Here is a 25,357-nt window from a genome sequence, read left to right on the forward strand (position 1 = left end):
AATACTAGTTGAGGATATCGGTGAACGCGCGGGCGCGCGCGGTGATCTCGCCCCACGTGCCGGCGGCCACCACGGCGGGCGGCACCACGGCGGTTCCGCAGCATACGGCCACGGCCCCGGCGGCCAGATACTCATTGGCGTTGACTGAGTCGATTCCGCCCGAGGGCAGCAGCTTCACGCCCGGATAGGGGCCCTGCAGGTCCTTCAGATAGCCCGGGCCCAGTGCCCGCGCCGGGAAGATCTTCACCACGGCCGAGCCCAGGTCCAGCGCCTGCGCCACCTCGGAGGGGGTGAGTGCGCCGAGGCTAAAGGGGATACCGGCATCGGCCGCGACCTTCGCCACCTCGGGGCGGATGCCCGGGGTCACCAGGAACTGCGCACCCGCGTCGATCGCGGCGCGCGCCTGATCCCCGGTGAGGACCGTGCCCACCCCGATGATCGCGCCGTGCTCGCTCACGGTCTCGGCCGCGCGCGCCACATGCTTCAGCAGATTTGGGGTGGTATAGGTGAGTTCCACACCCGTGATGCCGCCGGCGACCAGGGCGCGGCACAGCTCGGCGGCGTCCTGGATCTCGGGGGCGCGCACCACGGCGAGCGTGCGGTCGGCCTCAAGATAGCCGATAAATTCTTCGTTATTCATGGGGGCTGGTGGTTCCTTCCGGGGTGCGGCGCAGGGCCCGCCCGGCCAGCGCGCCCGTGGGCTCGCCCTCCGAGATCGCGGCTACGCCGTTAACAAAAACGGTATGAATTCCCGCGGCGGCCTGCCGCGGGTTGTTAAAGGTCGCGGTGGCCGCGATGGTGCGGGGATCAAAGAGCACCAGATCGGCCGCGTAGCCCTCGCGGATCAGCCCGCGCCGGTCCAGGCGCAGCCGCGCCGCGGGCCGCCCGGTGAGATGGTGGATCATCTCCTCCCAGGACAGCAGGCCCAGCTCGCGCACATAGTGGCCCAGGAAGCGCGGGAACGTGCCCCAGGCGCGCGGATGCGGTTTGGCCCCGACCAGGATGCCATCGCTGCCCCCGGTATGGGTGCGATGAGTCATGATGGTGCGCACGTTTTCCTCGTGGCCCACGTGTTGCAGGATCCCGGTGCCCATGTCATCGCGCAGCAGAATATCCACAAAAACCGCAAAGGGTTCGCGGCCGGTCTCCCCGGCAATCTGCCGGATGGTTTTGCCCACCAGCGGGGCCAGCTCGGGATTGCGCACGCCCGAGATCTCGATGGTGTCCCATTCGGCGATCACGCCGTGGCAGCCGTCCGAGCCGTAGATTTCCACGTTCTCGCGGATCCGGGCGAGGGTCAGCGGATCGCGCAGCCGGCGCATCGTCTCGGCATCGCCCCCCGCGGAGGCCCAGCTGGGCAGGATCGCGGACAGCGTTGTGGCCCCGGGCAGATAGGGGTAGGTATCGAGCGTGATATCCACGCCGCGGTCCAGGGCCGCGTCGATCAGGTCCAGCAGCTCGGGGGCGCGCCCGCGATTGGGGGCGAAGTTCATCGTGGCATGGGACAGGTGCAGTGCGCACCCGGTCTCCTCGCTCAGCCCGATCATCTCGGCATAGGCCTCGAGCGCGCCCGCCCCATAGGAGCGGTGATGCGGCGCATAAAACCCACCGTATTCCGCGACCACGGCGCAGAGCCGGGCGAGCTCCGCGGTGGAGGCATACATTCCGGGCGTATAGGTCAGGCCCGAGCTCATGCCCACGGCCCCCTCTTCCAGCGCGGTGCGGATCAGCGCGCACTGGGCGAGGATCTCCTCCTCGCTGGCCGCGCCGTCGCCAAAGCCGCGGACCAGCGCACGCACGGTGCCCTGCGGGATCAGATAGGCGGCATTGGTCGCGATGCCGCGATCCAGCCGGTCCAGGTATTCGCCCACTCCGCGCCAGGAGAACACGGCGTCATCCGCGGGGTTATCGTTCCAGCCCGCGATTTTTTGGCGCACGCCCGCGAGCGTGGGCTCGTCCACGGGGGCATAGGACAGGCCGTCCTGCCCCAGCAGCTCGGTGGTGATGCCCTGGCTCAGCCGGGAATAGTGATCGGGGGTCAGCAGCAATTGCAGATCGGAGTGCGCGTGCATATCGATAAACCCGGGCGAGAGCACGAGGCCCGTGCCGTCGATATGCCGGGCGGCACCCGCCGCGGGGGCCGTGCCCTCGCCGCCCCCCACGCGCAGGATCGCGGCGATGCGTCCGCCGCTCAGGCTCACATCGGCGAGATAGGCGGGCGCACCCGTGCCATCGATAACGCTGACGTTATCGATCTGCACATCCGCGGGCGGATTAGAAGAACGTGTGGACAAGGCTCTCCAGGCTGGGGTTCCGGGCGTCGCCGGAGAACACGGGGATCAGCGTCCACTTATCAAAGGCTGTGCACGGGTGGGAGAGGCCCAGGCGCACCACATCGCCGATATTCACGGCGGTGGCCGCGGGGTCAAAGCGCAGGAAGGAGTGTTGATCGTTTACCGCGGAGATGCTGGCGCCGGGCAGGGGAACGGCGGTGCCGCCGAGCCGGCGGGCGATCAGCTGCGGTTCGGGCAGGCCCTCGTCCACGGGCAGATCGCGTTTTCCGGCGTCGAGCAGCGCGAGGCCGGGCTCGGGCACGGAGACCACGCGCGCCCAGGCGTGCATCGCGGAGGCGAGGGGTTCGCCGTCGTCGGCGTGCCGGGAGAACGGGGAGATTTCGCGGTAGAAGCCGTCGTCGTGCACGATATAGGCCCCGCTGCGGATCACGAGGTCCACGCGCGGCGCCTCGCCGTCACCCGAGTGGATCACGCCCGAGAGCACGTCCACCACGTCGTTAAAATAGGCGCTTCCGCCCGCGGTGACCATCAGGTCAACGCCGGGCGCGTAGAGGTCCTCGGCGAGCGCGCGGGCATGCAGTTCGCCCAGATCGGCGAGATAATCGCGCACGGCCGAGAGGCCCGCGGCATCGGCGGTATGCGCGAGTGATCCCTCATAACCGGCGATGCCCACGAGGCGCAGGTGGGTCGACTCGCGCACGGCGCGCGCCACGTCGAGGGCAGCGTCCGCGCCGCGGGCGCCGGTGCGTCCGCCGGGCGCGCCGAGCTCCACGAGCACCGAGAATACCGGGGGCTGTCCCGGGTGCAGCGCGGCAGAGGCGGCGAGTTCCCGCTCGATGAGGTCCACGGTCTGCACCGAGTCGACCCAGGAGATCACCTCAAATTCGGGGCCCTGGGTGGCGGCGAGCCAGCGGATCGCGAGCGGATCGGTCAGGCTATTGGCCACCTGCACGCGGCTCACGCCGAAGTGCCGGGCCACGCGCAGCTGGGCGGAATTAGCCAGCGAGATGCCCCAGGCACCGGCGGAGATCTGTTCGGCCCAGAGCTGCGGGGCCATCGTGGTTTTGCCATGCGGGGCGAGCAGCACGCCGCGGGCGTCACACCACGCGGCGAGGCGGTTGAGGTTCGCGGTGAGTTCTTCGCGGCCCAGCGCGAGCAGCGGGGTTTGGAAATCGCCGAGGCGGGCCCCGCCGGCGGCGAGGGCGCGGGCGGTGAGGCCGTGGAAATCGGCGGGGATGGCCTTATGTCGCCATCCCAGTTCCACGCGGTCCAGCGCGGCGAGCGCCTCGGTATCTACGCGTGCCGCTGAAGCCATGTTGCCCACTCTTTTCCCTACCGTGCCGATGGATTGCGTATACTGCAACGCTAGTTGCAGTCGAGCCCCCTGCATGTATAACATGGTCAGGATTCGCCCGTCAAGACGAGGCGGGCCCGCCCCCACACCCCCAGAACACGGAAGTTTCGAGGCTCCATGCGTTCAGCAGTCTGCATCGGCGAGACCATGGCCATGGTCACCCCCACGCACCACGTTCCCCTGGAACGAGCCGAGGAACTGTTTTATGGCGTGGGCGGCGCGGAGTCCAATGTGGCCCTCGGCCTGGCCGTGATGGGCATGGATACCCACTGGATCAGCCGGGTCGGCGCCGATGGTTTTGGCACCCGCATCCTGGGCGAGCTCGCGAGCCACGGCGTGGGCACCACGGGCGTGCAGGTGGACCCCACCCGCAATACCGGCCTCTACGTGAAGGTGCCCGCGCACGGGGATAGCCCCGCCTCGGTGCTCTACTATCGGCGACACTCGGCCGCCTCCGCGATGAGCCCCGAGCTGCTGAAGGATCCGGCCGTGGCCTCCCTCCTGGCCGAGGCCGGCCTGATCCACCTGAGTGGCATCACCCCCGCGCTGTCCCCGGAATGCCGGGACATGGTGCATGCGCTGCTGAGCGCCCCGCGCGGCCCCGAGCGCCTCGTCTCCTTTGACGTCAACTGGCGGCCCGCGCTCTGGGCCGGTCGCGATCACTCGGCGCTGCGCGAGCTCGCCAACCTCGCCGATATCGTGCTGGTCGGGGCCGATGAGGCCGTGCACGCCTTTGGCACCGCGGAGGAGGAGCGCCTGCGCGAGCTGCTGCCCGATCCCGAAACCATCGTGATCAAAAACGACGATGCCGGCGCCGTGATCCTGCGCCGCGGCGGCGAGCGCATCGAGGTGCCCGCGCTGCGCGTGGAGGTCCTGGAGCCCGTGGGCGCGGGAGACGCGTTTGCCGCGGGCTATCTCTCGGGCGTCATGATGGGCCTGGACCCGCGCTCCTCGCTGCGCCGCGGCCACCTCAGCGCCGCCTGCACGCTGACGGTGCGCGGGGATCGCGGCACGCTGCCCGAGGCCGCGATCCTGGACGCCGTCCTCTCCGGCTCCGAGGAGGACTGGGCCGCCACGCGCGTCTCCGCCGAGCACGGCATCAGCAGCCCCGCGCTGGCGGTGCGGCCATGAGCCAGAGCCTCGTGCGCGCCCTGGGGCTTCTGGAACAGATCGCGCAGCGCCCCGCGACGCTGGACGAGCTGGCCAGCGGCGCCGCGGTGCATAAGACCACGATCATGCGCCTGCTGCACTCGCTCGAGGGCGAGCATTTTATCGTGCGCAATCACGCCGGGCAGTTCCAGCTCGGCCGCCGATTTTTTGAGCTCTCCTCGCTCGCGCTGGAGCAGCGCGACCTGCGCACGATCGCCCATCCGCACCTCGCGGATCTTAACCGCGAGACCGGGCATACCGTGCACCTCGCGGAGATGGAGGGCTCCGAGATTGTTTATATCGATAAGTTTGAGTCCAAGCATCCGGTGCGCATGTACTCGCGGATCGGCCTGACCGCGGCACCACATTCGGCGGCCGTGGCCAAGGTGATCCTCGCCGATCTGCCGGCCGCCCGGCGCGAGACCATCGCCGCCGGAATCGACTATGTCCGGATGACCGAAAATACCCTCGGCACCCCCGAGCAGCTGCTGGCCGAGCTCGAGCTGGTGGCCGCCCAGGGCTGGGCCCAGGATCGCAGCGAGCACGAGGCCTTTGTGCACTGCGTGGCCGCCCCGATCCGCGATGCGAGCGGCGCCGTGGTGGCCGCCGCCTCGTTCTCGGTTCCCGTGGTGCTGCTGGACTATCCCGGCCTGCTGGATCTGCTGCCCACCCTGCGCGCCGGGACGGACGCGATCTCGCGCGATCTCGGCTGGCGCCCCTAAATTTCCGTACTACCCGTAATACCGAAAGGAATACCGCTCATGAGCGAAAAAACCATCGTCCTCACCGAGAACGCCCCCGCCCCCGCCCACGTCTTCTCGCAGGGCATCAAGAAGGGTGGCCTGTTCCAGGTCTCCGGTCAGGGCCCGATGGATCCGACCGTGAACGAATATATCGGCGCGGGTGACGTGCGGGTGCAGACCCGTCGCACCCTGGAAAACGTGAAGGCCATCCTCGAGGCCGGCGGCTCCTCGGTTGAGGATGTCATCATGTTCCGCGTTTATCTCACCACGCGCGATGACTTCCCCGCGATGAACGAGGTCTACGGCGAGTTCATCACCGAGAACGTTCCGAGCGGCCAGCTGCCCTCGCGCACCACCGTATTTGTGGACCTGCCGCATGAGGTCATGCTGGTGGAGATCGACGCCCTCGCCGTCACGGCCTAGGGTATTTCCCGCGCGGGCGGGGTGGCCGATGCGATCATCGGCCACCCCGCCCGCGCGGTTTTTCGGCCTGTATACAATCCATATAATTGAGGGATGTCCAACCTCAGTTTCCGCACCGCAGACGACGCCGATATCCCGGCAATCGTTGACCTTGTTGTCCACGCCTATCGCGGGGAGACCAGCCGCCAGGGCTGGACCAGCGAGGCGGATCTGCTGGACGGCGACCGCATCGACGCCGAGGGTGTGGCCCGCGAGCTGCATGCCGCGGATAGCGAGATCCTGCTGGCCGAGCGCGATGGCGAGCTGATGGCCTGCGCTCATGTGACCCGGCGCGCCCCCGGCCTGGGCTATTTTGGCCTATTTGCCGTGCGCCCCACCGGGCAGGGCAACGGCATCGGCCGGCACGTCTTGGCCACCGCGGAGGCGTTTGTGGCGGAGACATGGGACGTGCATACGCTGGAGATGACCGTGCTGGGCCCGCGCCCCGAACTGGTCGCCTATTATGGCCGCCGCGGCTTCCTGCCCACGGGCGAGATCCGGCAGCTGCCCGCGGAGATCCGTCGCCGCCCCGAGACCGCAGATCTTCCGCTGCGCTTCGACGTGCTGGCCAAGGCCGTGTCCCCGCGCGTGGCCGAGAGCAGCCCCGCGGCCTAACCGCGGGCGTCTCGCTCATCCTCAAGCGCGCGCAGGATCGGCAGCACCTCGCGGCCGAAGCGCTCCAGCTCCTCGCGCATATGTAAGAATCCGAGCAGGATCAGGTCCACCCCGCGCTCGGCATAGGCAAAAAGCCGCCGGGCCACGGCCTCGGGCTCCCCGATCAGCCGGGTGCGGAAGCCGTCGTTATATTGCACCAGGTCCTCCACGCCGGAGTCGGCCCACATGCCCCGGCCATCGGCGGTGGAGGCCCCCGCCTGCGCGACCTGCGCCCGGAATCCGGCCACGGCCTCGGTATCGGCATGGGCCACGATCTCGCGCAGCTGATCCCGGGCCTCGGCCTCGGTATCGCGCACGATCGCAAAGCCGTTCAGCCCAAAGCGCACCGTGCGGTGATGGGCCCGGGCCGCGGCCGTGACGTCCCGGTATTGCTCGGTGAAGCCCGCAAAATCGGTGCCATTGGAAAAATACCAGTCGGCGTGGGCCCCGGCGTTGAGCCGGGCGGCGGTGGAATTTCCGCCCTGGAAGATTTCGGGATGGGCCCGCCCGGGCACCGGGACCGGCCCCGGACGCAGCGTGAACTCGCGGGTGCGATAGAAGTCCCCGCGGAAGGTCACCGCCTCCTCGGTCCAGAGCCGGCGCACCACCTCGATAAACTCGGCCGAGCGCCGATAGCGTTCATCGTGTTCCAGCCACGGCTCCCCGAGCCCCGTGAACTCGTCTTTAAACCAGCCGCTGACCACGTTGATGGCCGCGCGGCCGCCCGAGAACCGGTCGGCGGTATTAATAAATTTGGCCAGTACCGCGGGATGCCAGAGCCCCGGGTGCACCGCCGCGATCACCCGCAGGCGTTTGGTGGCCAGCAGCAGCGCGAGGCTCGTGCCGGTGGATTCGTGCTGCTGGGCCGCCCCATAGCTGGAGGCGTAGCGCACCTGGCTGAGCGCATAATCAAATCCCACCGCCTCGGCCGTGCGCGCCAGCTGCACGTTATAGTCGAGGTCCCAGCCCGTGCGCTGGGGGACGGTGCTTATCACCAGTCCCCCGCTGACATTGGGTACCCAATAGGCAAATTTCAGGCGGTCTCGCCGCGTCGTGATCTCGCTCATGCGGCACAGCCTAAAAACCCCACCCGGGATTTTCCTCCCGGATGACAAAACATGACGCCCGGGGTTAGCCCTGGACCACGCGAATCTCGGTATCCCAGGGATCGCGGAAGCTCAGCGTCTGCCCGTCATAGGCGCGCGGGACCCCGGCAAATTCCAGGCGCAGGGCGAGTGCCCCGAGCTCATCGGCGGTGGGTACGGTGATATTCACCTGGCCGAGACCCAGCGCCGCGGCACGCGGTCCGGCCCCCTGGCTGCGCCAGGTATTCATGCCGATGTGGTGGTGATAGCCGCCCGCCGAGATAAACAGGGCGGTGGGCATCTCGGTCTGAATTTCGAAGCCGAGGGTATCCACATAAAACGCGCGTGCGCGCTCCAGGTCACCCACCTGCAGGTGCACGTGGCCGAGGGTCATACCCTGGGCCGGGGCGGCCTGCAGGATCTCCTCGGTCAGGTGATCGCGCAGATAGGCATTCGGGTCAAGATAGAGGGAGGCCCCGCGCAGGCTGCCATCGGGCTCGCGGATCCACTGCTCCTCGGGGCGGTCGCGGTAGAGTTCCAGCCCGTTGCCCTCGGGGTCGTCAAAATAAAAGGCCTCGCTAAAGAGGTGATCGGCGCTGCCGGTGAATGAGCCCGCGGCGCGCGTGGCGACGCTGGCCACCGAGCGCGCCAGCGCACCCTGATCCGGGAAGAGCAGTGCGCTGTGATACAGGCCGGCATCGCCGATCTTCAGATCGGGCAGGTCGCTCTCGCGGTTGAGGACGAGTGCCGGGACGCTGCCGCGGCCCAGCGTGACCGAGTCGCCCGAGGCCGCGAGTACGTCCAGGGTCACGGCATCGTGATAAAACGCGGTCATTTTATCGAGGTCGCGCACGCGCAGTTCCACCACGCCCATCTCGGTTCCGGCGGCGAGGACCTCGCGGTCCACCTCCACCCGTGCGTTGTGCATAGCCTGAGCCATTTCGGTCATGGTGATCTCCCTCCGCTGGATGCGCCCGGCCGGTGCGGTGGGGCGCGCGTGCCCACTGGTTTAGTTAAAGCAACAACTAAATACTAGACCCGATTACTTGAAGCGTCAAGTTATTTTTTGGAGACCGCCTGCGCGACCATGCGCAGCAGAATCACCGCGAGGAACGCGGCAAAAAGGAGATTCGCGGCGAGCGGGGTGATCAGCGCGGCCACGGTGCCACCGAGCGCCGTGGTCAGGCAGGCAGCGAGGCCAATCAGCGCTGCCGCCCGCAGGTCCACATTGCGGCGCACCAGGTTGCCCACCGTGCCCGAGAGCGCCGTGGGCACCATCATCAGCAGCGAGGTTCCCTTGGCCACGAGGTCGCTCGCCCCAAAAAGCATCACCAGCATCGGGACGATCACGATTCCGCCACCGATGCCCAGCAGGCCCGAGAGCACCCCCACGACCAGGCCCAGCGCAATCAGTCCCAGCACAACCCCGACGCCCAGGGTGATGCCCTGGCCGCGCTCGGGGATCACCAGGAAAAGCTGCACGATCACGATCAACAGGAAGCCGATGAACCCCCATTGCAGTGCGCGCCGGGGCACCCGCTGCAGGAGATAGCTGCCCAGCTGCGCGCCCAGCACGGAACCCGCCGAGAGGATCAGGCCCGCGATCCAGTCCACATGCCCGTGGGTTGCATAGGTGATCACCCCCACCAGCGAGGTGGGCACGATGGCCGCAAGCGAGGTGCCCGCGGAGATCTTCTGCCCCATGCCCAGCAGGAAAATCAGGGCGGGCACAATAAGGATGCCGCCCCCCACGCCAAAGAGGCCCGAGAGGAATCCGGCGATCAGACCGATCAGGATCAGCCACAGCGGGCGGGCCCAGCCGCGCGTCTCCCCGCTCATGCGGAGGCCCGCTTGCCGTCCTCCCCCGCGCCCTCCGCGGGCAGCACGCTCCAGCCCTCGGCGGTGCGCCGCAGCCGCACGGTCGCGAGATTATCCAGCGGACCGTGCTGGGTGCCGCGCAGCTCACTCGCGACGAGGCGAATCAGCGCTCCGTGGCTGACCGCAAGCACGTTCTGGCCGGGATGGGCGAGCGCGATCTCCTCAAGACCTCGCAGCCCGCGCTCGAGGGTTTCCTCGCGCGTTTCCATGCCCGGATAGAGCCCATCGGGCCAGCGCTCAGCAACATCCTCGCGGGTGGCACCCTCGGCCTCCCCAAAGCCGCGCTCCGTGATCGCCTCAAAAACCCCGCCGCGGGGCGCGTTCAGGCCCTCCGCGAGCAGCTGCGCGGTTTCCTGCGCGCGTCCCAGCGGGGAGCTCACCACCACGTCAAAGGAGTCGTTCAGGCGGGCGGCGGCCGCGCGGGCCTGCTCGCGTCCGGTGTTATTCAGCTGAATATCGGTCGCGCCCTGGAGGCGGCGGTCGCGGTTCCAATCGGTCTGGCCGTGGCGGATGAGGGTGAGGTCCATCGGGTTCGGGGGTCCATTCAATCAGGCCTAGAGGGGCGGGTTAATCAGGTAGAGCAGGATCAGTCCGAGTATCAGGATCGTCCCGATACTCACCGCGCTGCGAATCAGCATGCCGCGGGTCGCGACCGCCCGCGGGGAGCGGGCCGCCCCGGCGAGTTCGGAGGAGCGGTCGAGCTGACGCAGGCGGCGGCGCGATAATCCCAGGATAACGTCGAGACCCAGCGCCGGATAACGGCCCGGCAGGGGGCGGCACGCGAGCGCCGTCACGCCCAGCGGGGTGAGCACCAAAAACGAGGAACACAGGACATGGATGATCAGGTCGCGGGTATCGGCGAGGGTGATACCGGTCAGGCCGCCCCCGAGGCCCAGCGCGGCGATGATCGCGATCGTGGTCACGGCCACCGCGACCACCATGAGGCCCACGGCCACCGCGATCAGCGATTTTTTCCGCATCCTGGCCTGCACGGCGATCACCATGCCCACCGCATAAAACACCGTCAGTACGGTGAGGATAAAGACCCGCAGCGGCACGCTCCAATCGCTCACCGCGGCCCACATCAGCATCGAGATCTGGGTGAGGATCAGCGGCACCCCGATAAAAATAAAGAGGAACTGCAGGGTGCGCAGCCCCACCCAGGGCCGCCGAAGCGATTCATAACCGCGCAGCAGGCGCTCAAGCCGATATACTGCGAGCCGGTTCTGGGCTGTGCGCACGATCGGGTCGAGCTTATTTTCGGTGGCGCAGGAGGCATCGGCGGCGAGTACCGCGAGCAGAAGCCCGCCGGCGAGCGGGCCAAATTGCCGCGGTAGGTCGATGAGGCCCGCGCTGAAATCCTGCGCAAGCACCGCGCAGAGGCCAATCGTGATGGCGGCCATGCCGCAGATCTCGGCGAGCGCCTCGAGGATGCGCTGGCGGGCAATCAGGCGCTCGGGCTTCTCCTCGGAGGCATCGGAGGTGCGCACGGCGATCTGCAGCGCCACGATGATGGTGGCGAGGATCGCGAGGCCACCCAGCGCGGAGGAGCCGGAGATCGAGAGCTGAAAGTCCACATCGGTGCTGCTGGCCCGGCTGAGGTCGCCGACCCCGGCCAGGATCAGCACCCCGGTCAGCGGATAGGCGGCGCCGAGGACGTGTCGCCCCATGGTCTTCCAATAGCGCGATTCCTCGCGCAGGATCGCCAGCCCCAGATCCGTGGATTCCGCCACCCGATCGCCCATATCCCGTCCGCCTCACTCGTGTGACCTCACCGTAGCAAGGTTTAACCGCGGGATGATAGAACATTTTCCGCCGTCCCCGAGGCGCGCGCCGCGCCGCGACCGGGGATCGGCGCGCCACCCGCCTCCCCGGTGGCGTGATCCGGGTGGCCTCGCTGCCGCATGCCGGTTCCCCGTGCGGCTGCCGCCGGGAGGGGGATCCCCCGCCCTGGGAGTGCCATACCGAGGCCTCCCCGAGGCAGCCCGCGGGGCGACCGCGGGCCGTGACCTGCGCCCGCGGGCCGTCATTCGGCGCGGTGCACATTTCCGGGCCGAGTGCTCGGCCGCGGCGGCGGACGGGAACCCTGGGCCGCCAACGCCACATATCCGGACTATCTCAAGCGGCGGCGCCCCGCACCCCGGAGCTCCCAGCGGTCGACGATCCTCGGATCTCCTACGGGGGCGGCCGGGCCGGCCGCCCCCTGGTGGGCTAGAGCTTCAGCGTGGGATGCAGCCGGGCGATGCTCCAGTTTCGGCCCAGCACCACTGCCAGCACCACGAGCCCCAGCCCGATGGCCATAAAGACCAGCAGCGCCAGCACGTCCCCCAGCACCGCGGGAGAGAGATCCCCCGTGACCAGGTGGCGGATCCCCTCGGTGGCATAGGTCATCGGCAGGAACGGCGCGATCGCCTGGAAGAACCCCGGCGAGGTGGCGGCGGGATAGGTGCCCGCGCAGCTCGCGAGTTGCAGGATCAGCAGCAGGAGCGACACGATCCGGCCGCGGCCGCCCAGCAGCGCCAAACATACGTGGTTATACAGGGTAAAGACGATCCCGATCAGCACGATAAACGCGCCGCTCGCGAGGGCATGCGCCGCCGAGAGCCCAATCACGGCCTCCAGGACGATCGCCAGGGCGAGCCCCTGCACGGCACCACAGAGCATGCCCGGGAGCGCGCCGCTCAGCGCGACCCGCCACGGCCCCGCCGCGGAGGCCACCGCGCGGGCCGAGAGCGGCCGTACCAGGAAGAACAGCGCGATTCCGCCGATCCACAGCGCCATCGGGATAAAAAACGGCGCCATTCCCTGGCCATAATGCGGGGCGGCATGGGTTTTGGTCTCGGTGGTCTGCACGGGCGCGGCCACCACGGAGGCGAGTTTTTGCCCCTGCTCGGCGCTATAGGAGGGCACCTTTTGGGCCCCGTCGCCGAGCTTCGTGGCCAGCTCGGCGGAGCCCTCCGCGAGCCGACCCAGCCCCTCGTCCAGTGTCTGCGCCCCGGTCTCGGCGCGCAGGGCCCCCGCGGCCAGCTCGGTGGAGCCGCTCTGCGCCCGCCGGGATCCCGCGGCCAGGAGCGAGGCCGCATCGGTAGCCTTGCCGATTCCGCCCACCAGTTCCGGGGTTTTTTCATGCAGCGTGCGCACCCCCGCGTCGAGCAGCCCCATTTTTTCGGCCAGCAGCGCGCTGCCGGAGCCCAGCTCGCGCGTGCCGACCCCGAGCCGATCCGCGCCCTCGTGCAGCCGCTGCGCGCCCTCGTCCACGCGGCCGATGCCCTCGTTCAGGGCGAGCGCCCCGGTATGCAGTTTTTCCGCACCCGCGCTCAACCGCTGCGCGCCGGCATTGGCCTGCTGGGTGCCGTCATCCAGACGAATAATTCCATCGCGCAGGGCGGGTGCTCCCTCGTTTAGCGTGGCCGCGCCCGCGGCGATGCGCTCCGCGCCATCGGCGATGGTATCAAAACCCGCACCCTCGGTGACCTTCATGATGGCGTCCACCAGGCCGATCGGGGCCAGCCCGGTGATGCCGTGGGTGAGCTGCGAGATCTTCCGCAGCCCCACCGCGAGTTTCTCCGAGCCCGCGGCCAGTTCCGCGGCCCCGGGCGCCAGCGTCGCGGTTTTCTCGCGCAGTTCCGCGCTGCCCGCGGCGAGCTGCGCCGTGCCACCCGCGAGCTGCGCGGCGCCCGGGGCGAGCTCGGCGGCTCCCGCGGTGAGTTGCCCCGAGCCCTCCACCAGCGCTCCGGTGCCCGCGGCCAGCGTCGCGCTGCCCTCGTTGACCCGTTGGGCGCCCTCGGCCACGCCGCCCGCGCCCTCGGCCACGCGCCGGCTGCCCTCCAGCAGCAGCCCCGAGCCCTCGGCCATCTGGTCGATCTGCGCGGGCATCGCCGCGGTCTCCGAACGCATCAGGTCCATTCCCGCGCTGAGCTGGCCGTTGCCCGCGGAGAGCGCGTCCAGGCCCGCGGCCAGGCGGTCGGCCCCCGCCCGCAGCGTGCCGAGGCCCACCACCAGCTGCGCGCCGCCGTCCCGGGCCTGGGCCCCGCCCTCGCTCACCCGGGAGGCGCCCTCGGCGGCGGCGTCCATGCCCTCGCGCACCGTACTGAAGCCCACAAAAACGTTTTGCAGATAGCGTTCCGCGATCGAGGAGGAGAGTTCAGCGCGCACCGCGATGGAGACCGCCCGGGTGACCTGGCCCACTACATATCCGTTGGCATCGTTGCTCAGTACGGTGAGCTGGGCGCGCGTGGGATCCTCCCCGGTGCTGGAGCCGATGCTGGCCGAGAAGTTTCGGGGCACAAGGATGGCCGCATAATAATCGCCGCGTTCCAGGCCCGCCCTGGCCGCGGAGGCCGATTCCGCGGTATCCCAGGCAAAGCCCGCGTCCTCCTTGCCGGTGAGCGTGGAGATGAGTTCGCTTCCGGCGCTGATTTTTTGGGTGGAGCCGTCCGGGGTGGCCACCTCCACGGGTTCGTCCCCGCTGAAGATCACGGCGGGGAGGGCCGAGACGCGATTGGCGGAGTCCCAGCTGGAGAGCACCAGGAGGGTGCCGTAGATCGCGGGAATCAGGAGTACCAGGGTGATGGCTAGCCACGTCATCGTGGAGCGTCGCATCCGGGAGAGTTCCAGCCCGGGCAGTGAAAAGCTCATGATTTTTTCCCTTCGTTAGTTTCGGCGGCGAGCACGTCGCCCGCCGCGGGGTCCTCCAGACGCAGCAGGTGCACGCGCCGCCGGCTCTCCGGCGGCACCCCCGCGCATAGCGCCAGCAGCTCTGTATCGTCCTGGGCCGTGATGATCGGGGTATCCGCGGGTGATTGCCGCCCGCGCAGCAGCAGATAGGCCCACGCGGCCATCCGGTCGGGTCGCTCGCGCAAAACGTCCAGATCGTCCACGGCCAGGATCGGGGCGCGCGCCGCGCGGGCCGCCTCGATGCCCAGCAGCACGCGGGCCAGCGGGGGCAGATCCTCCACGAGCGAGGCACCGTCCAGCTCGGGCAGCGGGGTATGCGGGAGCCCCAGCACGCGCCGGGTGAATTCCCGCGCATAGCCCAGCGCCGCGTTTATCTCCGCGAGTGCATCGCGCACCGCCGCGCGCCCCACAACCGGCCACGGCGGGATGCGCCGCAGGGTCAGTGCCGCGGCGAGGTTGCGCTCGACCGAGAGATCCTCATCGAGTGGGGCGATCACGGGATGCTCCGCGAGGGCCACCAGGGCGCGCACACGCCCGGGACGGGAGCGCAGGCCTTGGCCAAGCACCTCGGCCTCCCCGCAAAAGCCGCGGGCCCGCCCGGCGAGGGCCAGCAGGGTCAGGGTTTTTCCGGCCGCGTGCCCGCCGCACAGCACCAGGGCATCGCCCGCCGCCACGTCCACGCTCAACCCCGGCGGCCCGGTGCGGGTGCCGGGCAGTCGCAGCCCGCGCAGGGACAGCGCGGGAGTGGCCTCCTCACCCTCCCCCCGCCGCCCGTCGTGATCTGGGTCAAAGAGTTCCGTGAACGCGGAATCCACCTGGTGCATAATTCCCCCGTGAGTGAGTCGGGTGGTGCCCCCGAATCAACGCCGATCCGGATAGTTCGCCAGTAAACGGCACCGCGGGGGGAACCGGCAAGCAATCGTCCCGGGTACACAGGGATCACACATGGGGCCGCGTGGGCAGAAAAAAACCCCCTCGCATAAGCGAAGGGGAGTGATCTGTAGCTGGAGCGGGATTCGAACCCGCGACCTCACGATTATGAGTCGTGCGCTCTCACCAACTGAGCTACCCAGCCGCGTTCTCACCAGTTGAATGGAAAGCAACGAGCCCCGAGCCAGGATTGAACTGGCGACCCCTTCCTTACCATGGAAGTGCTCTACCACTGAGCTATCGGGGCGCTGCCTTTACGCTCTCGCGCTTGGCACTTGAAAAGATTAGCATGACCATGCGGGTCAAGTGAAATCCGCCCCGCGCAACGAATAAAGACCCCGATCAGCCGCCGGAAATTTCTTCTCAATGCGACATCGGCTAGGGCGTGTCTGAAATCCATGCTGGACAGCGTGGCCCGCACCTGGTTGGCTCGGGACATGGCCACACAGGAAAGTGCATCCGCCTCGTCCCCGCATCCCGGCGAACAGCATGGCGAGGGCCTGCAGAGCCGCCTCAACTGGCTGCGCGCGGGGGTCCTCGGCGCCAATGACGGAATCGTGTCCACCGCCGCGCTTGTGGTGGGTGTGGCCGGCGCCACCACCGCGGTGGCCCCCGTGCTGCTCGCGGGCGTCGCGGGACTGGTCGGCGGGGCCGTTTCGATGGCGTTGGGCGAATACGTCTCGGTGTCCAGCCAGCGCGATAGCGAGCGCGCCCTGATCGCCAAGGAGACGTGGGAGCTGGAGACCATGCCCGAGGAGGAGCTGGCCGAGCTGGAGGAAATCTACCGGGCGCGCGGCCTCTCCCCCGAGACCGCGCGGACCGTGGCCCGCGAGCTCACCGCACACGATCCCCTCGCCGCCCATCTCGACGCCGAGCTGCGCCTGGATCCGGGCGATGTCGCCAATCCCTGGGCCGCGGCCGGGGCCTCCGCCGTCTCCTTTACCATCGGCGCACTCCTGCCGCTGCTGGCCATCCTCCTGCCCCCCGCCGAGCTGCGCATCCCGGTCACCTTTATTGCCGTATTACTGGCGCTCGCGCTGACCGGTGCCGTGGGCGCCCGGCTCGGCGGCAGCCACTGGCTCCGCCCCACCCTGCGGGTTGTGGTGGGCGGCGCACTCGCGCTATTGGCCACATTTGCGATCGGCTCACTCCTGGGCACCGACGTCCTCGGTTAGCCATGGCGCGGGCCTTTCCCGGGGGAAGAAGGTAAGATCGGCGTGTGTCCAGACTTCTCGTAACCGGCGGAGCCGGCTTTATCGGCTCCAATTTTGTCCACCATGTCCTCGCCACCACCGATCACTCGGTCACGGTGCTGGATAAGCTCACCTACGCCGGAAACCGCGCCTCGCTGGCCGGTCTCCCGGAAGACCGCTTTGAGCTGGTCGTTGGTGACATCCAGGACGCCGCACTCGTTGATGAGCTCTTCGCTCGCCACGACGCGGTGGTCCACTATGCTGCGGAGAGCCACAACGATAACTCGTTGAATGACCCGCGCCCGTTCCTCGATACCAATATCATCGGCACCTATGTGCTGCTCGAGGCGGCCCGCAAGCATAATATTCGCTTCCACCACATCTCCACCGATGAGGTCTACGGAGACCTCGAGCTGGACGATCCGAATAAGTTCACCTCGGATACCCCCTATAACCCCTCGAGCCCGTACTCGGCCACCAAGGCCGGTTCGGATCTGCTCGTGCGCGCGTGGGTGCGTTCCTTTGGTGTGCAGGCCACCATCTCAAACTGCTCCAATAACTACGGCCCCTATCAGCACGTGGAGAAGTTCATCCCGCGCCAGATCACCAATGTGCTGCGCGGCGAGCGGCCCAAGCTGTATGGCACGGGCGAGAATGTGCGCGACTGGATTCACGCCAATGACCACTCCTCGGCCGTGCTGACCATCCTGGAAAAGGGTGTCATCGGCGAGACCTATCTCATCGGTGCCGACGGGGAGAAGAATAATAAGGAGGTTGTGGAGCTGATCCTCACGCAGCTCGGCCAGAGCGCCGATGCCTATGATCACGTGAACGATCGTCCCGGCCACGACCTGCGCTATGCCATCGACTCCTCGCGCCTGCGCGATGAGCTCGGCTGGGAGCCGGCCTATTCCGATTTTGAATCGGGCCTGGCCTCCACCATCGAGTGGTACCGCGATAACGAGGCCTGGTGGGCACCCGAAAAGGATGCCACCGAGGCAAAATACGTGGCCCAGGGTCAGTAGCCCTCGCCCCAGAATCCCGTCCGCGCGCCGCGCGGACGGGATTTTTATTCCCCGTCGAGGGTGAAGAGTTCGCCGGGCGTGCAGTCCAGGGCCCGGCACAGCGCACGCAGCGTGGAGAAACGCACGGCGCGGGCGCGATTATTTTTGAGTACCGAGAGATTGGCCACGGTGATGCCGGTGAGCCGGGAGAGCTCGGCGAGGCTCAGCCCGCGCTCTCCGAGCAGGGCGTCCAGGTGGCAGGCGATCCCGGTGGGCTCCTCCTCCCCCACTAGATCAGCCCCTCGGAATCCCGTTGCAGGCGGGACCCGGCGCGGATCAGGCCGGCCAGCACCAGGAGCACCAGGCTCACAGCGATCGGCCACAGGCTCACGTTCATCCGCTCGGTGGGCAGGGGCTGGCCATACGGGGTGCCCAGCAGCTCCAGATCCACCGTGGCGGGCCAGGACGCGGAGGTCACGCTGAGCGCCTCGGCGGACGCGCGCCAGGCCCCGAGGTCTCCGCAGATCTGCAGCGCAAACCCGGCCAGGAGCACAATCCCGGCGGCGGCACCCAGCGCCCGGACGAGCGTGCCGGTGAAGGGCTTGCCGGCGAGCAGATTGGAGCACAGCAGCAGGATCAGGGCGCCAAGCGTGACCAGGAGCACACCGGTTCCGAGGGATTCCACGGCCAGGAGCACGCGCGTTCCCACCGTGAGCCCCTCCACCTGCACATCCGCGGAGAGAAACCCCCCACCCACCACACTCGCGGTGGGTCCCTCGATCTGCGCCCCGGGTGGGAGCGTGGGCCAGAACGGCGCCACGGGGAGCCGCACGGACACGGTGGGGGCCAGGAGGGTGTTCAGGACCAGGATGATCGTGCCCAGCGCGGTGAACACGGTATAGATCAGCGCCAGCACCCGGGTCACACGGACCCGTGTTGCCCCCGGCTCGCCCGCGCGCGGGCCGCGCAGGAGCCACAGGGCGCAGCCGAGCGCGGCCGCGCAGAGCAGGATAATACCCAGCAGAAGAACCGAGCTCATAACAACCCCCATATCGATTATCGATATGGTAGCGGGATGGGGGTTCCGGCGCTACCCCTCGGCACCAAACTCGACCAGCAGGTCATGAATCGGCTCAAAGAGACCGGGCAAGGCGGCGAGTACCATCTCGGCACCGGCGCCGGTGAGCGCTACCCCTCGGCGCCAAACTCGACCAGCAGGTCATGAATCGGCTCAAACAGACCGGGCAGGGCGGCCAGTACCATCTCGGCACCGGCGGGAGACCCGTGCAGGCCCTCAACCCGGATGCCCGCCTCGCGCGCAATCAACACACCGGCGGCATGGTCCCAGGGCTTGGTGCCCACCTCATAATAGGCGTCCGCGCGTCCCGCGGGCACCGAGACGATATCCAGCGAGGCGGCGCCCATCCGGCGGTAATCGCGCACGCGGCCCATCATCTGCTGCATGATGCCGGTCTGCCACATCCGGCGCTCGGCCGAATAGGAGAAGCCCGTGGACAGCAGCGCCAGGGGCACCTCAACATGGGCCTCGCGGAAGAGCGTCACGCCGTTCAGCGTCGCGCCCTCGTTGCGGCCTACCTCATAGGTTTCGCCCGCGGCGGGGTTCACGATGGCCCCGGCCAGCGCGGTCCAGGTGGCGGGATCGGGCTCGCCCTCCACCACGGCGATGCTCACCGCATAATTGGGGATGCCATAAAGATAGTTCACGGTGCCGTCGATCGGGTCCACCACCCAGGTCAGGCCCGAGCTGCCCTTCTCGGCACCGCTCTCCTCACCAAAAAATCCATCGGCGGGGCGCAGCTCGGAGATGCGGCCGCGAATAAACGCCTCCACCTCGCGGTCCGCGGCGGTCACCACATCCTCCGGGGAGGACTTGCTCGCGGCAATGCTCACACCCTCCTCGCGGCGGGTACGGGCCAGGGTGGCGGCCTCGGTGGCAATATCGCGGACAAGATCCCGAAGTTCGTGAGAAGACATAGTTCTCATAATGCCATGTCGGGGTGGTCTGCCGCGGCTTTCGTGCCCGGGGCAGCGACTCTGGGAGAAAAACCACCCCGCCCGCCCCCGCGAATGGGTGCATTCCGGGCCGGGGCATCCGGCGGCGCGCGCTGCGGAGGCCGGGCGGGGATAACAGGAACCGCCCGGGGGATTCCCCCGGGCGGTTCCTGTTTCTTAGTGCTCCGCGTTCAGCCGGCGGCGGCGACCGAAGAGCAGGAGGGCACCGAGGCCCAGCGCACCGAGTGCAAGGGCCAGGCTGGTCCCCACTCCGGCGGCACCGGTCTGCCCCAGCTCACCGCCGGGCGTTGCGCCCGGCTCCGTCGGCGAAACAGGGGGCGTGGGAGATACCGGCGGGGTCGGGGTCGCCGTGGGGGTCGGGGTCGGCTCGATCGGGTCGGCCACGGGAACCTTGGCCTCGCTCTCGTCCGTGACCCGCTCATCAAACGGGCCCACACCGGCGGCGCGCGCGGTATTGACCAGCTCGCCGCCCAGGTCCTCGGCCGTCACCACATAGGTTCCGGTGAATACGGTCTTTTCGCCGGGTGCCAGCGTCCCGGTGAACTCGGGGTCAGGGGTCGGGCCGCTGAGCAGCTCCAATGCCGTGCCCGCAGCGTTCACAAAGGAAAGCTCGGCGAGCGTTACATCATGCAGTGCGGTAGGGCCCTCATTGCTCACGGCGAAGCTATAGGTCACCAACTCGCCCTCGGTAAATGCGATGCCATTCTCCGGTTCCGATGCGGATTTCACCAGCTTGATAAGGGGGGTCTCGGGCGCCAGGATCGTGGTCACCGTATTGGAGAGCACACCGAGTGCCGACTGATCGGTCCGCATCGTGGCGTTATTAGCAAAGATGCCCCCGTCAACACCCGAGGCGTGGGTGAGCGAATAGCGGAACTTGGAATAGGCGAGGGGAGCCAGCGTGGCAAGCTTTACCCGAATCGCCGTTACATCGTCGAGGTTTGCCGAAACATCCGCATAGGACTCCCAGTTCACCCCGTCACCGAAGGCGGGGCCCTCGCCTCCGCCAAGTTTCTGTGTGGCTTGAACCGTGGCCGGGTCATCGGTGGTGTACTGCACGCTCGCGCCGTCCGGGAGGGTCACCTCGCCGGTCAGCCTATACGTCCCGGGGTTATCAGTGGAAGGTACACGGCTCACGCTGCCCGAGGAGCCATCACCGACGAACGGGAAGACGTCGATAATCACGGGATTTCGCTGCGCGGTGGTCTGCGAACCGTTGGCTGCGGTGATGGTGAACTCAAAGTCTTCACCGGCGGAGATGATCGGGTCCAGAGCCGTCTTGCTCACCGAAATACCGGTGAGCCCGTCCACCCCGATGGTCGCCGAGGAACGGTGCGGATCGGTGCTCGACGGAGCAGTATCGTCCACGGCCGGCGAGCCCGGGTCATCCACTGAACGAATGATCGCGGTATTCACGAGGTTGCCGCGCGTGGTGGTCTCGGTGGTGGCCCAATAGGAGATCGTAGGCAGTGCACCCGAGGTGATCTCCGCAAAACGCCAGATAATTTCGGTACTGCCATCCTCAAGAACGGTCACCGATTCGGGGGCAACGCTGGGCGACCCCACCGCCGTGTTGTTCACGGTCGTCGGGGAAAGAACCAGGGCCATGCCCGCGGGCAGGCGGTCAGTAACCGTGACATCCGTGGCGGTAAAAGGCCCCGGACGTCCAGCTTCACGGAAGGCGGGACGCAGGCTGTACTGCACCGCATCGCCCGCGATGACCCGCGGCGTGGAAGCCTGCGGATGGGTGATCGACTTGGTCACGGCCAGCGGCGCCTGAACGCCGATCAGGCGATCACCCGCGCTGGGCGTGCGACCCGTGGAGCTCAGGGCGGTCTCGGGGATGTAGTTGGGGTAGTTATACAGCCCACCGTTGAGTTCCGGCACCTTCCAACCCGCCATGTTGACCACGATATCGCCATTGGCGATGGTGCTGCGGGCCTCGAGGTTTACCAGCATGGTGATATTGGTACCCGCGGGAATCGGGCTATCGCCCACAAAACGCACGGCGGATACCGCGCCCAGATCAAAATCGGGGTCGGCTAGTGCGGCGGCCTGTGTGGTCCAGGTTCCCAACTCTTCACCGCAGCTAAACGTGCGAATGGTCTGCCAGCGCTCCTCATCGGAACCGCTCAGCGTATACCCGGTGAGGTACTCAAAGTGGCCCCTGCCGCTGGCGTTACCGGTAGCCGAGGTGGGCAAGCCCTCCGGATTACTCCAGCGCGCGCTCGGCGGTACACGATATTTGGCAAGCGTCAGCTTGGTGGAATCCCACGCATCGCAGACCAGCAGCTGAGAGAAACTCTCATCGGAGGAGGTATTGCCGACGGCAATAAAGCTCTGCACCTGCTGGCCCCGGCTAATCACGCCGTTCCCGGAACGGTCGGTAATCATGCCGTCAACGAGATAGGGGGTGGTGGTGCTATTGATGACATCGGCAAAACGCTTCGAGAACTGGCCGGCGGTCTGTCGGATCAGCTCCTGTGACTGGGTGTTATCCGCGGGGTTTTCACCCACGTTGGCCACCGGGTCACCCAGCAGGTTGGGACCGGTGGGCTCAAAATTCGTAACCTGGTTGGTGGCAAGAAGTCTTCCCTCACCGCTTTCAAGCAGGGGAACATCGCTAAGCGGCACAAAGATCAGGACCTTGGCGAAGGTGAGATATCCGCGGTCGACGATCTCTTCATTGCTGCGGCTGAGGCGCGGAATGTGATTAGCGCTCAGATCGGCGCCGGTGATGGTGACATCCACGGTCCGATTTACCGGATCGGGCTGGGCCGTCCATACTCCACCATTGCTGATGGAGTTTTCGGCGGTGGAATTGGCGGTGCTAAAAACAGGGAGTTCACCGTGGTTGGTCACCGCGCCCGTTTCGACCGCCACAAACTGTGCGTTGGGGCTGACGGAGGAGAAATCGTCACGGAACGTGATGGGGCCGGTGGGCTCAAGATAACCGCGCTTGCCCTTGCCCGCGAAGTTGGGGATGGAGAAGGTAATGCCGTACTGAAGGATCCAGCCGCGAGTTTGGCGGTCGGGGCCCAGCTGGTTCTTGGCGATAAAGGGATTGAGCTTCATCATGTTGAGATTCGGAACCGAGGAGATCATGAGACTCTCGGGCGCCTGGGTCTTGGCGGGAACGGACGCATTACCCGTGGCGAAGCTGATGGCATCTGTTTCGAAGGCCAGGACGGTGCCGTTCGGGAGATTGCCGGCCACCGCGGTCGGGGCGATTCCTACGGTGCCACCGAACGGCGCATCCCCCACATTGCAGGTAAGCGTGCGGCCATCAGCACTCACCCCGGAAACCGGGGTGGAATCGGTACGACATACCCCGGGCAGTTCCTGCCAGGTGAGCCCCTCGGGAGTTTTAAAGGTAAACGTGGCGTCCTTTGCCGTGCCGGAGGCGCCGGTGGTGCTGTTTACGGAGGCTTCAAGCTCATAGGTGACCGTGTCAAAGCTGCGAATAATAGAGTTATTGGCACCCGAGTCGTTACCCGGGCCGTCATCCTCGTCAAATGGCGCGGTGCCCGTGTGAACCCCGGCGATCGCGAGGTCATATTTGAGGTCTTCACCCGCCGCGAAAGCCGCAGAAGTGGTACCCAATAGGCCAACCGCAACGGCGAAGGTTGCGACAGCGGCTATCGGGCGGCGCCAGGGTATTGGACTCATGGGGGAAATTTCTCTCTGCTTACAACGAGGCGCAAATGGCCACGGTTGGTCAAAATTTATGAGGGTTAGGGGATGAAGTCAAGACTAAAAGGGCCCGGGTTTTCTGTTCAACCCGAGGAAGCGTCCGGCGCTCGCCACAACGTTTCCCCTCGGGCGTGGCCCCCCGGCGGGGGCGTTTTATCGTCGCGGGGATGATGATGACGAGGGTACCGATCGCGGTAAGCCGCCGGGGACTATCTGATTCTTTTCCCTGCGATGGCGATAAAAAATATTTCCGTGCAGAGGGCAGAATAACGGCTACCGTGTTTCTCACGATAGACCGTGGCGACCAAATTGATGGGCCTTCTGTCGCATCATGAGTGCTATCCACGGCGGAAGAACGGGCGCGGGAGGGGCACGGAGAAACCGTGGGGGCGACCGGGGCGCTACTCGCGACCCGACAGGGGAAACCCCCACGATTTTTCCCTACCGATCCGTGCCGGATCAAAACCGGGGCCCCGGCACGGAGACGACCCGGAAGTGGTCGTGCCCGCGCCGGAACCCCGGCGGGTGGCCGGTTCCCGAGGGAACCGGCCGGGACGCATGGCGCCCTAGAGCTCCGCGTTGCCCGACTTCAGCAGGGCGGCGAAGGGATTGCGGCGGCGCAGGAACAGTGCGGCCCCACCCAGCAGGGCCAGCAGGCCGGCAGCCAGGGTGGCGAGTGCTCCGTCGGCACCGGTCGAGGCCAGGCCTCCACCGTTATTGGCGCCCGCGGCGGGCGGGTCCACCTGGCCGGCCCCGGCCTCACCCGGGAGCGCACCGTTTCCGGCGTTACCACCGGGGGTGGTGGTGGCTACGGGCTCGGGATGGGTGGTGGGGGTGTGCACGATGTCATAGTAGACGCCGGGCACGGCGGCATCCGGGATGATCCGGTAGGTGAACTCGGTGCCGTTCAGCACGGTGATCGGAACCACACGCGTGAACAGAACGTTACCCGCGGCATCCTTGGCCACCAGAGTGCGCGTGGAACCATCGGCGGCCACCGTCCAGTCGCCCTGCATCTTGGGCGAGTCATCCAGGTTATACATCGTGAACGTGCCATCGGCCTTGTAATAGGCCCAGCCCACAAAGTTCGAGACGGCGGGATCGGCCAGATCCACGGCCTCACCCAGCTCGTTCACCGCACCGGTGGTCTCCCACGGCGTGGCCATGAGCTGCTCGGCGGCGTTCGCAATCGGGGTGACCGTTCCCGGCTCCACGTGGGTGGTCGGGGTGTGCACGATGTCGTAATAGACGCTGGGCACGTTGGCGTCCGGGATGATCCGGTAGGTGAACTCGGTGCCGTCCAGCACGGTGATCGGAACCACACGGGTGAACAGAACGTTACCCGCGGCATCCTTGGCCACGAGAGTGCGCTCGGTGCCATCGGCCGAAACCGACCAGTCACCCTGCATCTTGGGCGAGTCATCGAGGTTATACATCGTGAACGTGCCATCGGCCTTGTAATAGGCCCAGCCCACAAAGTTCGAGACGGCGGGATCGGCGAGATCCACGGCCTCACCCAGCTCATTCACCGCACCGGTGGTCTCCCACGGGGTGGCCATCAGCAGCTCGGCGGCGTTCTCAATCGGGGTGACCGTTCCCGGCTCCACGTGGGTGGTGGGGGCGTGCACGATGTCGTAATAGACGCTGGGCACATTGGCATCCGGGATGATCCGGTAGGTGAACTCGGTGCCGTCCAGCACGGTGATCGGAACCACACGGGTGAACAGAACGTTGCCCGCGGCATCCTTGGCCACCAGCGTGCGCGTGGAACCATCGGCGGCCACCGTCCAGTCGCCCTGCATCTTGGGCGAGTCATCCAGGTTATACATCGTGAACGTGCCATCGGCCTTGTAATAGGCCCAGCCCACGAAGTTTGAGACGGCGGGATCGGCGAGATCCACGGCCTCACCCAGCTCGTTCACCGCACCGGTGGTCAGCCACGGCGTGGCCATGAGCTGCTCGGACGGGGTCAGAAGATCCGCGGTAACGGCGGCGGATACACCCGCGGGAGCCTGCAGGGTTCCGGCGTAGGCGGTACCCGCGGGAAGCAGGCACAGGGTCGCCAGGGCGACGGTGGACAGTGCGATGACTGGTTTTCGTTTAAACGCGGCACTAATGCTCACGGGCTGTCTCCTTTGCTAAAAACTGACGCGAAAACCGGCCTGCGGCACGCGCGCGGCGAACCGCACCATAAACGCTACCCATCC

At 67.3% G+C, this 25,357-nt stretch carries 21 protein-coding genes and 2 tRNA genes; 6 read left to right on the top strand and 17 right to left on the bottom strand.

The window, feature by feature from the left end; translation table 11 throughout:
• Positions 1 to 4 precede the first annotated feature (4 nt).
• Genes KXZ72_RS07825 through KXZ72_RS07835 form a run of 3 tightly spaced genes read right to left on the bottom strand, consistent with a single transcriptional unit; the run spans position 5 to position 3,609 of the window.
• The gene (locus KXZ72_RS07825) at positions 5 to 640 is read right to left on the bottom strand and encodes a bifunctional 4-hydroxy-2-oxoglutarate aldolase/2-dehydro-3-deoxy-phosphogluconate aldolase (RefSeq protein WP_226079947.1); all 636 of its coding nucleotides are present in this window, start codon (positions 638 to 640) and stop codon (positions 5 to 7) included.
• A complete protein-coding gene (locus tag KXZ72_RS07830; protein WP_226079949.1) occupies positions 633 to 2,294 on the bottom strand; it encodes an N-acyl-D-amino-acid deacylase family protein in 1,662 nt (553 codons plus the stop codon). The genes KXZ72_RS07825 and KXZ72_RS07830 overlap by 8 nt, the downstream gene beginning before the upstream one ends.
• Positions 2,275 to 3,609: a type III PLP-dependent enzyme domain-containing protein gene (locus KXZ72_RS07835; protein WP_226079951.1), complete on the bottom strand. Its 1,335-nt coding sequence runs from the start codon at positions 3,607 to 3,609 to the stop codon at positions 2,275 to 2,277. The genes KXZ72_RS07830 and KXZ72_RS07835 overlap by 20 nt, the downstream gene beginning before the upstream one ends.
• 156 nt (positions 3,610 to 3,765) lie before the next feature.
• Between KXZ72_RS07835 and KXZ72_RS07840 the strand changes: the two genes are divergently transcribed.
• From KXZ72_RS07840 to KXZ72_RS07855, 4 genes are all read left to right on the top strand, one after another.
• On the top strand, positions 3,766 to 4,779 hold the full coding sequence (locus tag KXZ72_RS07840) for a sugar kinase (RefSeq protein WP_226079952.1): 1,014 nt from the start codon (positions 3,766 to 3,768) through the stop codon (positions 4,777 to 4,779).
• Positions 4,776 to 5,519 carry an IclR family transcriptional regulator gene (locus tag KXZ72_RS07845; protein ID WP_226079954.1) on the top strand — a complete coding sequence of 248 codons (744 nt, stop codon included), beginning with the start codon at positions 4,776 to 4,778 and terminating at the stop codon, positions 5,517 to 5,519. Before KXZ72_RS07840 ends, KXZ72_RS07845 begins: the two co-directional genes overlap by 4 nt.
• A 39-nt stretch (positions 5,520 to 5,558) precedes the next feature.
• Complete coding sequence (locus tag KXZ72_RS07850) at positions 5,559 to 5,963, top strand: RidA family protein (RefSeq protein WP_226079956.1); 405 nt, start codon at positions 5,559 to 5,561, stop codon at positions 5,961 to 5,963.
• A 93-nt stretch (positions 5,964 to 6,056) separates the two neighbouring features.
• A complete protein-coding gene (locus tag KXZ72_RS07855; protein ID WP_226079957.1) occupies positions 6,057 to 6,617 on the top strand; it encodes a GNAT family N-acetyltransferase in 561 nt (186 codons plus the stop codon).
• Here the strand turns inward: KXZ72_RS07855 and sfnG are convergent.
• From sfnG to KXZ72_RS07900, 9 genes are all read right to left on the bottom strand, one after another.
• Entirely contained in the window at positions 6,614 to 7,723 is a 1,110-nt protein-coding gene (gene sfnG, locus KXZ72_RS07860; protein ID WP_226079959.1) for a dimethylsulfone monooxygenase SfnG, read from the bottom strand. The genes KXZ72_RS07855 and sfnG overlap by 4 nt on opposite strands.
• Before the next feature lie 64 nt (positions 7,724 to 7,787).
• Complete coding sequence (locus tag KXZ72_RS07865) at positions 7,788 to 8,690, bottom strand: VOC family protein (RefSeq protein WP_226079961.1); 903 nt, start codon at positions 8,688 to 8,690, stop codon at positions 7,788 to 7,790.
• Between the two features lie 110 nt (positions 8,691 to 8,800).
• Positions 8,801 to 9,580 (bottom strand): sulfite exporter TauE/SafE family protein, encoded by a 780-nt coding sequence (locus tag KXZ72_RS07870; RefSeq protein WP_226079963.1) that lies wholly within the window; start codon positions 9,578 to 9,580, stop codon positions 8,801 to 8,803.
• Positions 9,577 to 10,146, bottom strand: a complete 570-nt coding sequence (locus tag KXZ72_RS07875) for a histidine phosphatase family protein (protein WP_226079965.1) — start codon at positions 10,144 to 10,146, stop codon at positions 9,577 to 9,579. The genes KXZ72_RS07870 and KXZ72_RS07875 overlap by 4 nt, the downstream gene beginning before the upstream one ends.
• Positions 10,147 to 10,173: 27 nt before the next feature.
• A complete protein-coding gene (locus tag KXZ72_RS07880; RefSeq protein ID WP_226079972.1) occupies positions 10,174 to 11,352 on the bottom strand; it encodes a hypothetical protein in 1,179 nt (392 codons plus the stop codon).
• A 478-nt stretch (positions 11,353 to 11,830) separates the two neighbouring features.
• Complete coding sequence (locus KXZ72_RS07885) at positions 11,831 to 14,257, bottom strand: YhgE/Pip domain-containing protein (protein ID WP_226079974.1); 2,427 nt, start codon at positions 14,255 to 14,257, stop codon at positions 11,831 to 11,833.
• Positions 14,254 to 15,120, bottom strand: a complete 867-nt coding sequence (locus tag KXZ72_RS07890; RefSeq protein ID WP_226079976.1) for an ATP-binding cassette domain-containing protein — start codon at positions 15,118 to 15,120, stop codon at positions 14,254 to 14,256. The genes KXZ72_RS07885 and KXZ72_RS07890 overlap by 4 nt, the downstream gene beginning before the upstream one ends.
• A gap of 177 nt (positions 15,121 to 15,297) precedes the next feature.
• Positions 15,298 to 15,371 (bottom strand) — tRNA-Met (locus KXZ72_RS07895).
• Positions 15,372 to 15,401: 30 nt separating this feature from the next.
• A tRNA-Thr gene (locus KXZ72_RS07900) sits at positions 15,402 to 15,473 on the bottom strand.
• Positions 15,474 to 15,663: 190 nt separating this feature from the next.
• Between KXZ72_RS07900 and KXZ72_RS07905 the strand changes: the two genes are divergently transcribed.
• Together KXZ72_RS07905 and rfbB are read left to right on the top strand one after the other, a co-directional pair.
• On the top strand, positions 15,664 to 16,401 hold the full coding sequence (locus KXZ72_RS07905; protein ID WP_226079978.1) for a VIT1/CCC1 transporter family protein: 738 nt from the start codon (positions 15,664 to 15,666) through the stop codon (positions 16,399 to 16,401).
• A 44-nt stretch (positions 16,402 to 16,445) separates the two neighbouring features.
• Positions 16,446 to 17,444 (top strand): dTDP-glucose 4,6-dehydratase, encoded by a 999-nt coding sequence (gene rfbB, locus KXZ72_RS07910; RefSeq protein WP_226079980.1) that lies wholly within the window; start codon positions 16,446 to 16,448, stop codon positions 17,442 to 17,444.
• A gap of 44 nt (positions 17,445 to 17,488) precedes the next feature.
• On the opposite strand, the gene KXZ72_RS07915 is transcribed toward rfbB, so the two are convergent.
• The 5 genes from KXZ72_RS07915 to KXZ72_RS07935 form a co-directional block, all read right to left on the bottom strand.
• Complete coding sequence (locus KXZ72_RS07915; RefSeq protein WP_226079982.1) at positions 17,489 to 17,713, bottom strand: helix-turn-helix domain-containing protein; 225 nt, start codon at positions 17,711 to 17,713, stop codon at positions 17,489 to 17,491.
• Complete coding sequence (locus KXZ72_RS07920; protein WP_226079984.1) at positions 17,713 to 18,462, bottom strand: hypothetical protein; 750 nt, start codon at positions 18,460 to 18,462, stop codon at positions 17,713 to 17,715. Before KXZ72_RS07920 ends, KXZ72_RS07915 begins: the two co-directional genes overlap by 1 nt.
• 149 nt (positions 18,463 to 18,611) lie before the next feature.
• Positions 18,612 to 19,427 (bottom strand): inositol monophosphatase family protein, encoded by an 816-nt coding sequence (locus KXZ72_RS07925; RefSeq protein WP_404823644.1) that lies wholly within the window; start codon positions 19,425 to 19,427, stop codon positions 18,612 to 18,614.
• Between the two features lie 186 nt (positions 19,428 to 19,613).
• Entirely contained in the window at positions 19,614 to 23,060 is a 3,447-nt protein-coding gene (locus KXZ72_RS07930; RefSeq protein ID WP_226079988.1) for a DUF7507 domain-containing protein, read from the bottom strand.
• 656 nt (positions 23,061 to 23,716) lie between these two features.
• Positions 23,717 to 25,273 carry a DUF4822 domain-containing protein gene (locus KXZ72_RS07935; protein WP_226079990.1) on the bottom strand — a complete coding sequence of 519 codons (1,557 nt, stop codon included), beginning with the start codon at positions 25,271 to 25,273 and terminating at the stop codon, positions 23,717 to 23,719.
• Positions 25,274 to 25,357: the final 84 nt, after the last annotated feature.

Source organism: Mycetocola spongiae, from assembly GCF_020424085.1.
Taxonomy (GTDB): Bacteria; Actinomycetota; Actinomycetes; order Actinomycetales; family Microbacteriaceae; genus Mycetocola; species Mycetocola spongiae.

Excerpts from the sequence above, each read along its gene's own strand:
- KXZ72_RS07875 (WP_226079965.1), bottom strand. The coding sequence starts at position 10,146 with ATGGACCTCACCCTCATCCGCCACGGCCAGACCGATTGGAACCGCGAC.
- KXZ72_RS07905 (WP_226079978.1), top strand. The coding sequence starts at position 15,664 with ATGGCCACACAGGAAAGTGCATCCGCCTCGTCCCCGCATCCCGGCGAA.
- KXZ72_RS07845 (WP_226079954.1), top strand. The coding sequence starts at position 4,776 with ATGAGCCAGAGCCTCGTGCGCGCCCTGGGGCTTCTGGAACAGATCGCG.
- KXZ72_RS07865 (WP_226079961.1), bottom strand. The coding sequence starts at position 8,690 with ATGACCGAAATGGCTCAGGCTATGCACAACGCACGGGTGGAGGTGGAC.
- KXZ72_RS07855 (WP_226079957.1), top strand. The coding sequence starts at position 6,057 with ATGTCCAACCTCAGTTTCCGCACCGCAGACGACGCCGATATCCCGGCA.
- KXZ72_RS07920 (WP_226079984.1), bottom strand. The coding sequence starts at position 18,462 with ATGAGCTCGGTTCTTCTGCTGGGTATTATCCTGCTCTGCGCGGCCGCG.
- KXZ72_RS07890 (WP_226079976.1), bottom strand. The coding sequence starts at position 15,120 with ATGCACCAGGTGGATTCCGCGTTCACGGAACTCTTTGACCCAGATCAC.
- sfnG (WP_226079959.1), bottom strand. The coding sequence starts at position 7,723 with ATGAGCGAGATCACGACGCGGCGAGACCGCCTGAAATTTGCCTATTGG.
- KXZ72_RS07925 (WP_404823644.1), bottom strand. The coding sequence starts at position 19,427 with ATGAGAACTATGTCTTCTCACGAACTTCGGGATCTTGTCCGCGATATT.
- KXZ72_RS07850 (WP_226079956.1), top strand. The coding sequence starts at position 5,559 with ATGAGCGAAAAAACCATCGTCCTCACCGAGAACGCCCCCGCCCCCGCC.
- KXZ72_RS07885 (WP_226079974.1), bottom strand. The coding sequence starts at position 14,257 with ATGAGCTTTTCACTGCCCGGGCTGGAACTCTCCCGGATGCGACGCTCC.
- KXZ72_RS07825 (WP_226079947.1), bottom strand. The coding sequence starts at position 640 with ATGAATAACGAAGAATTTATCGGCTATCTTGAGGCCGACCGCACGCTC.
- KXZ72_RS07840 (WP_226079952.1), top strand. The coding sequence starts at position 3,766 with ATGCGTTCAGCAGTCTGCATCGGCGAGACCATGGCCATGGTCACCCCC.
- KXZ72_RS07835 (WP_226079951.1), bottom strand. The coding sequence starts at position 3,609 with ATGGCTTCAGCGGCACGCGTAGATACCGAGGCGCTCGCCGCGCTGGAC.
- KXZ72_RS07870 (WP_226079963.1), bottom strand. The coding sequence starts at position 9,580 with ATGAGCGGGGAGACGCGCGGCTGGGCCCGCCCGCTGTGGCTGATCCTG.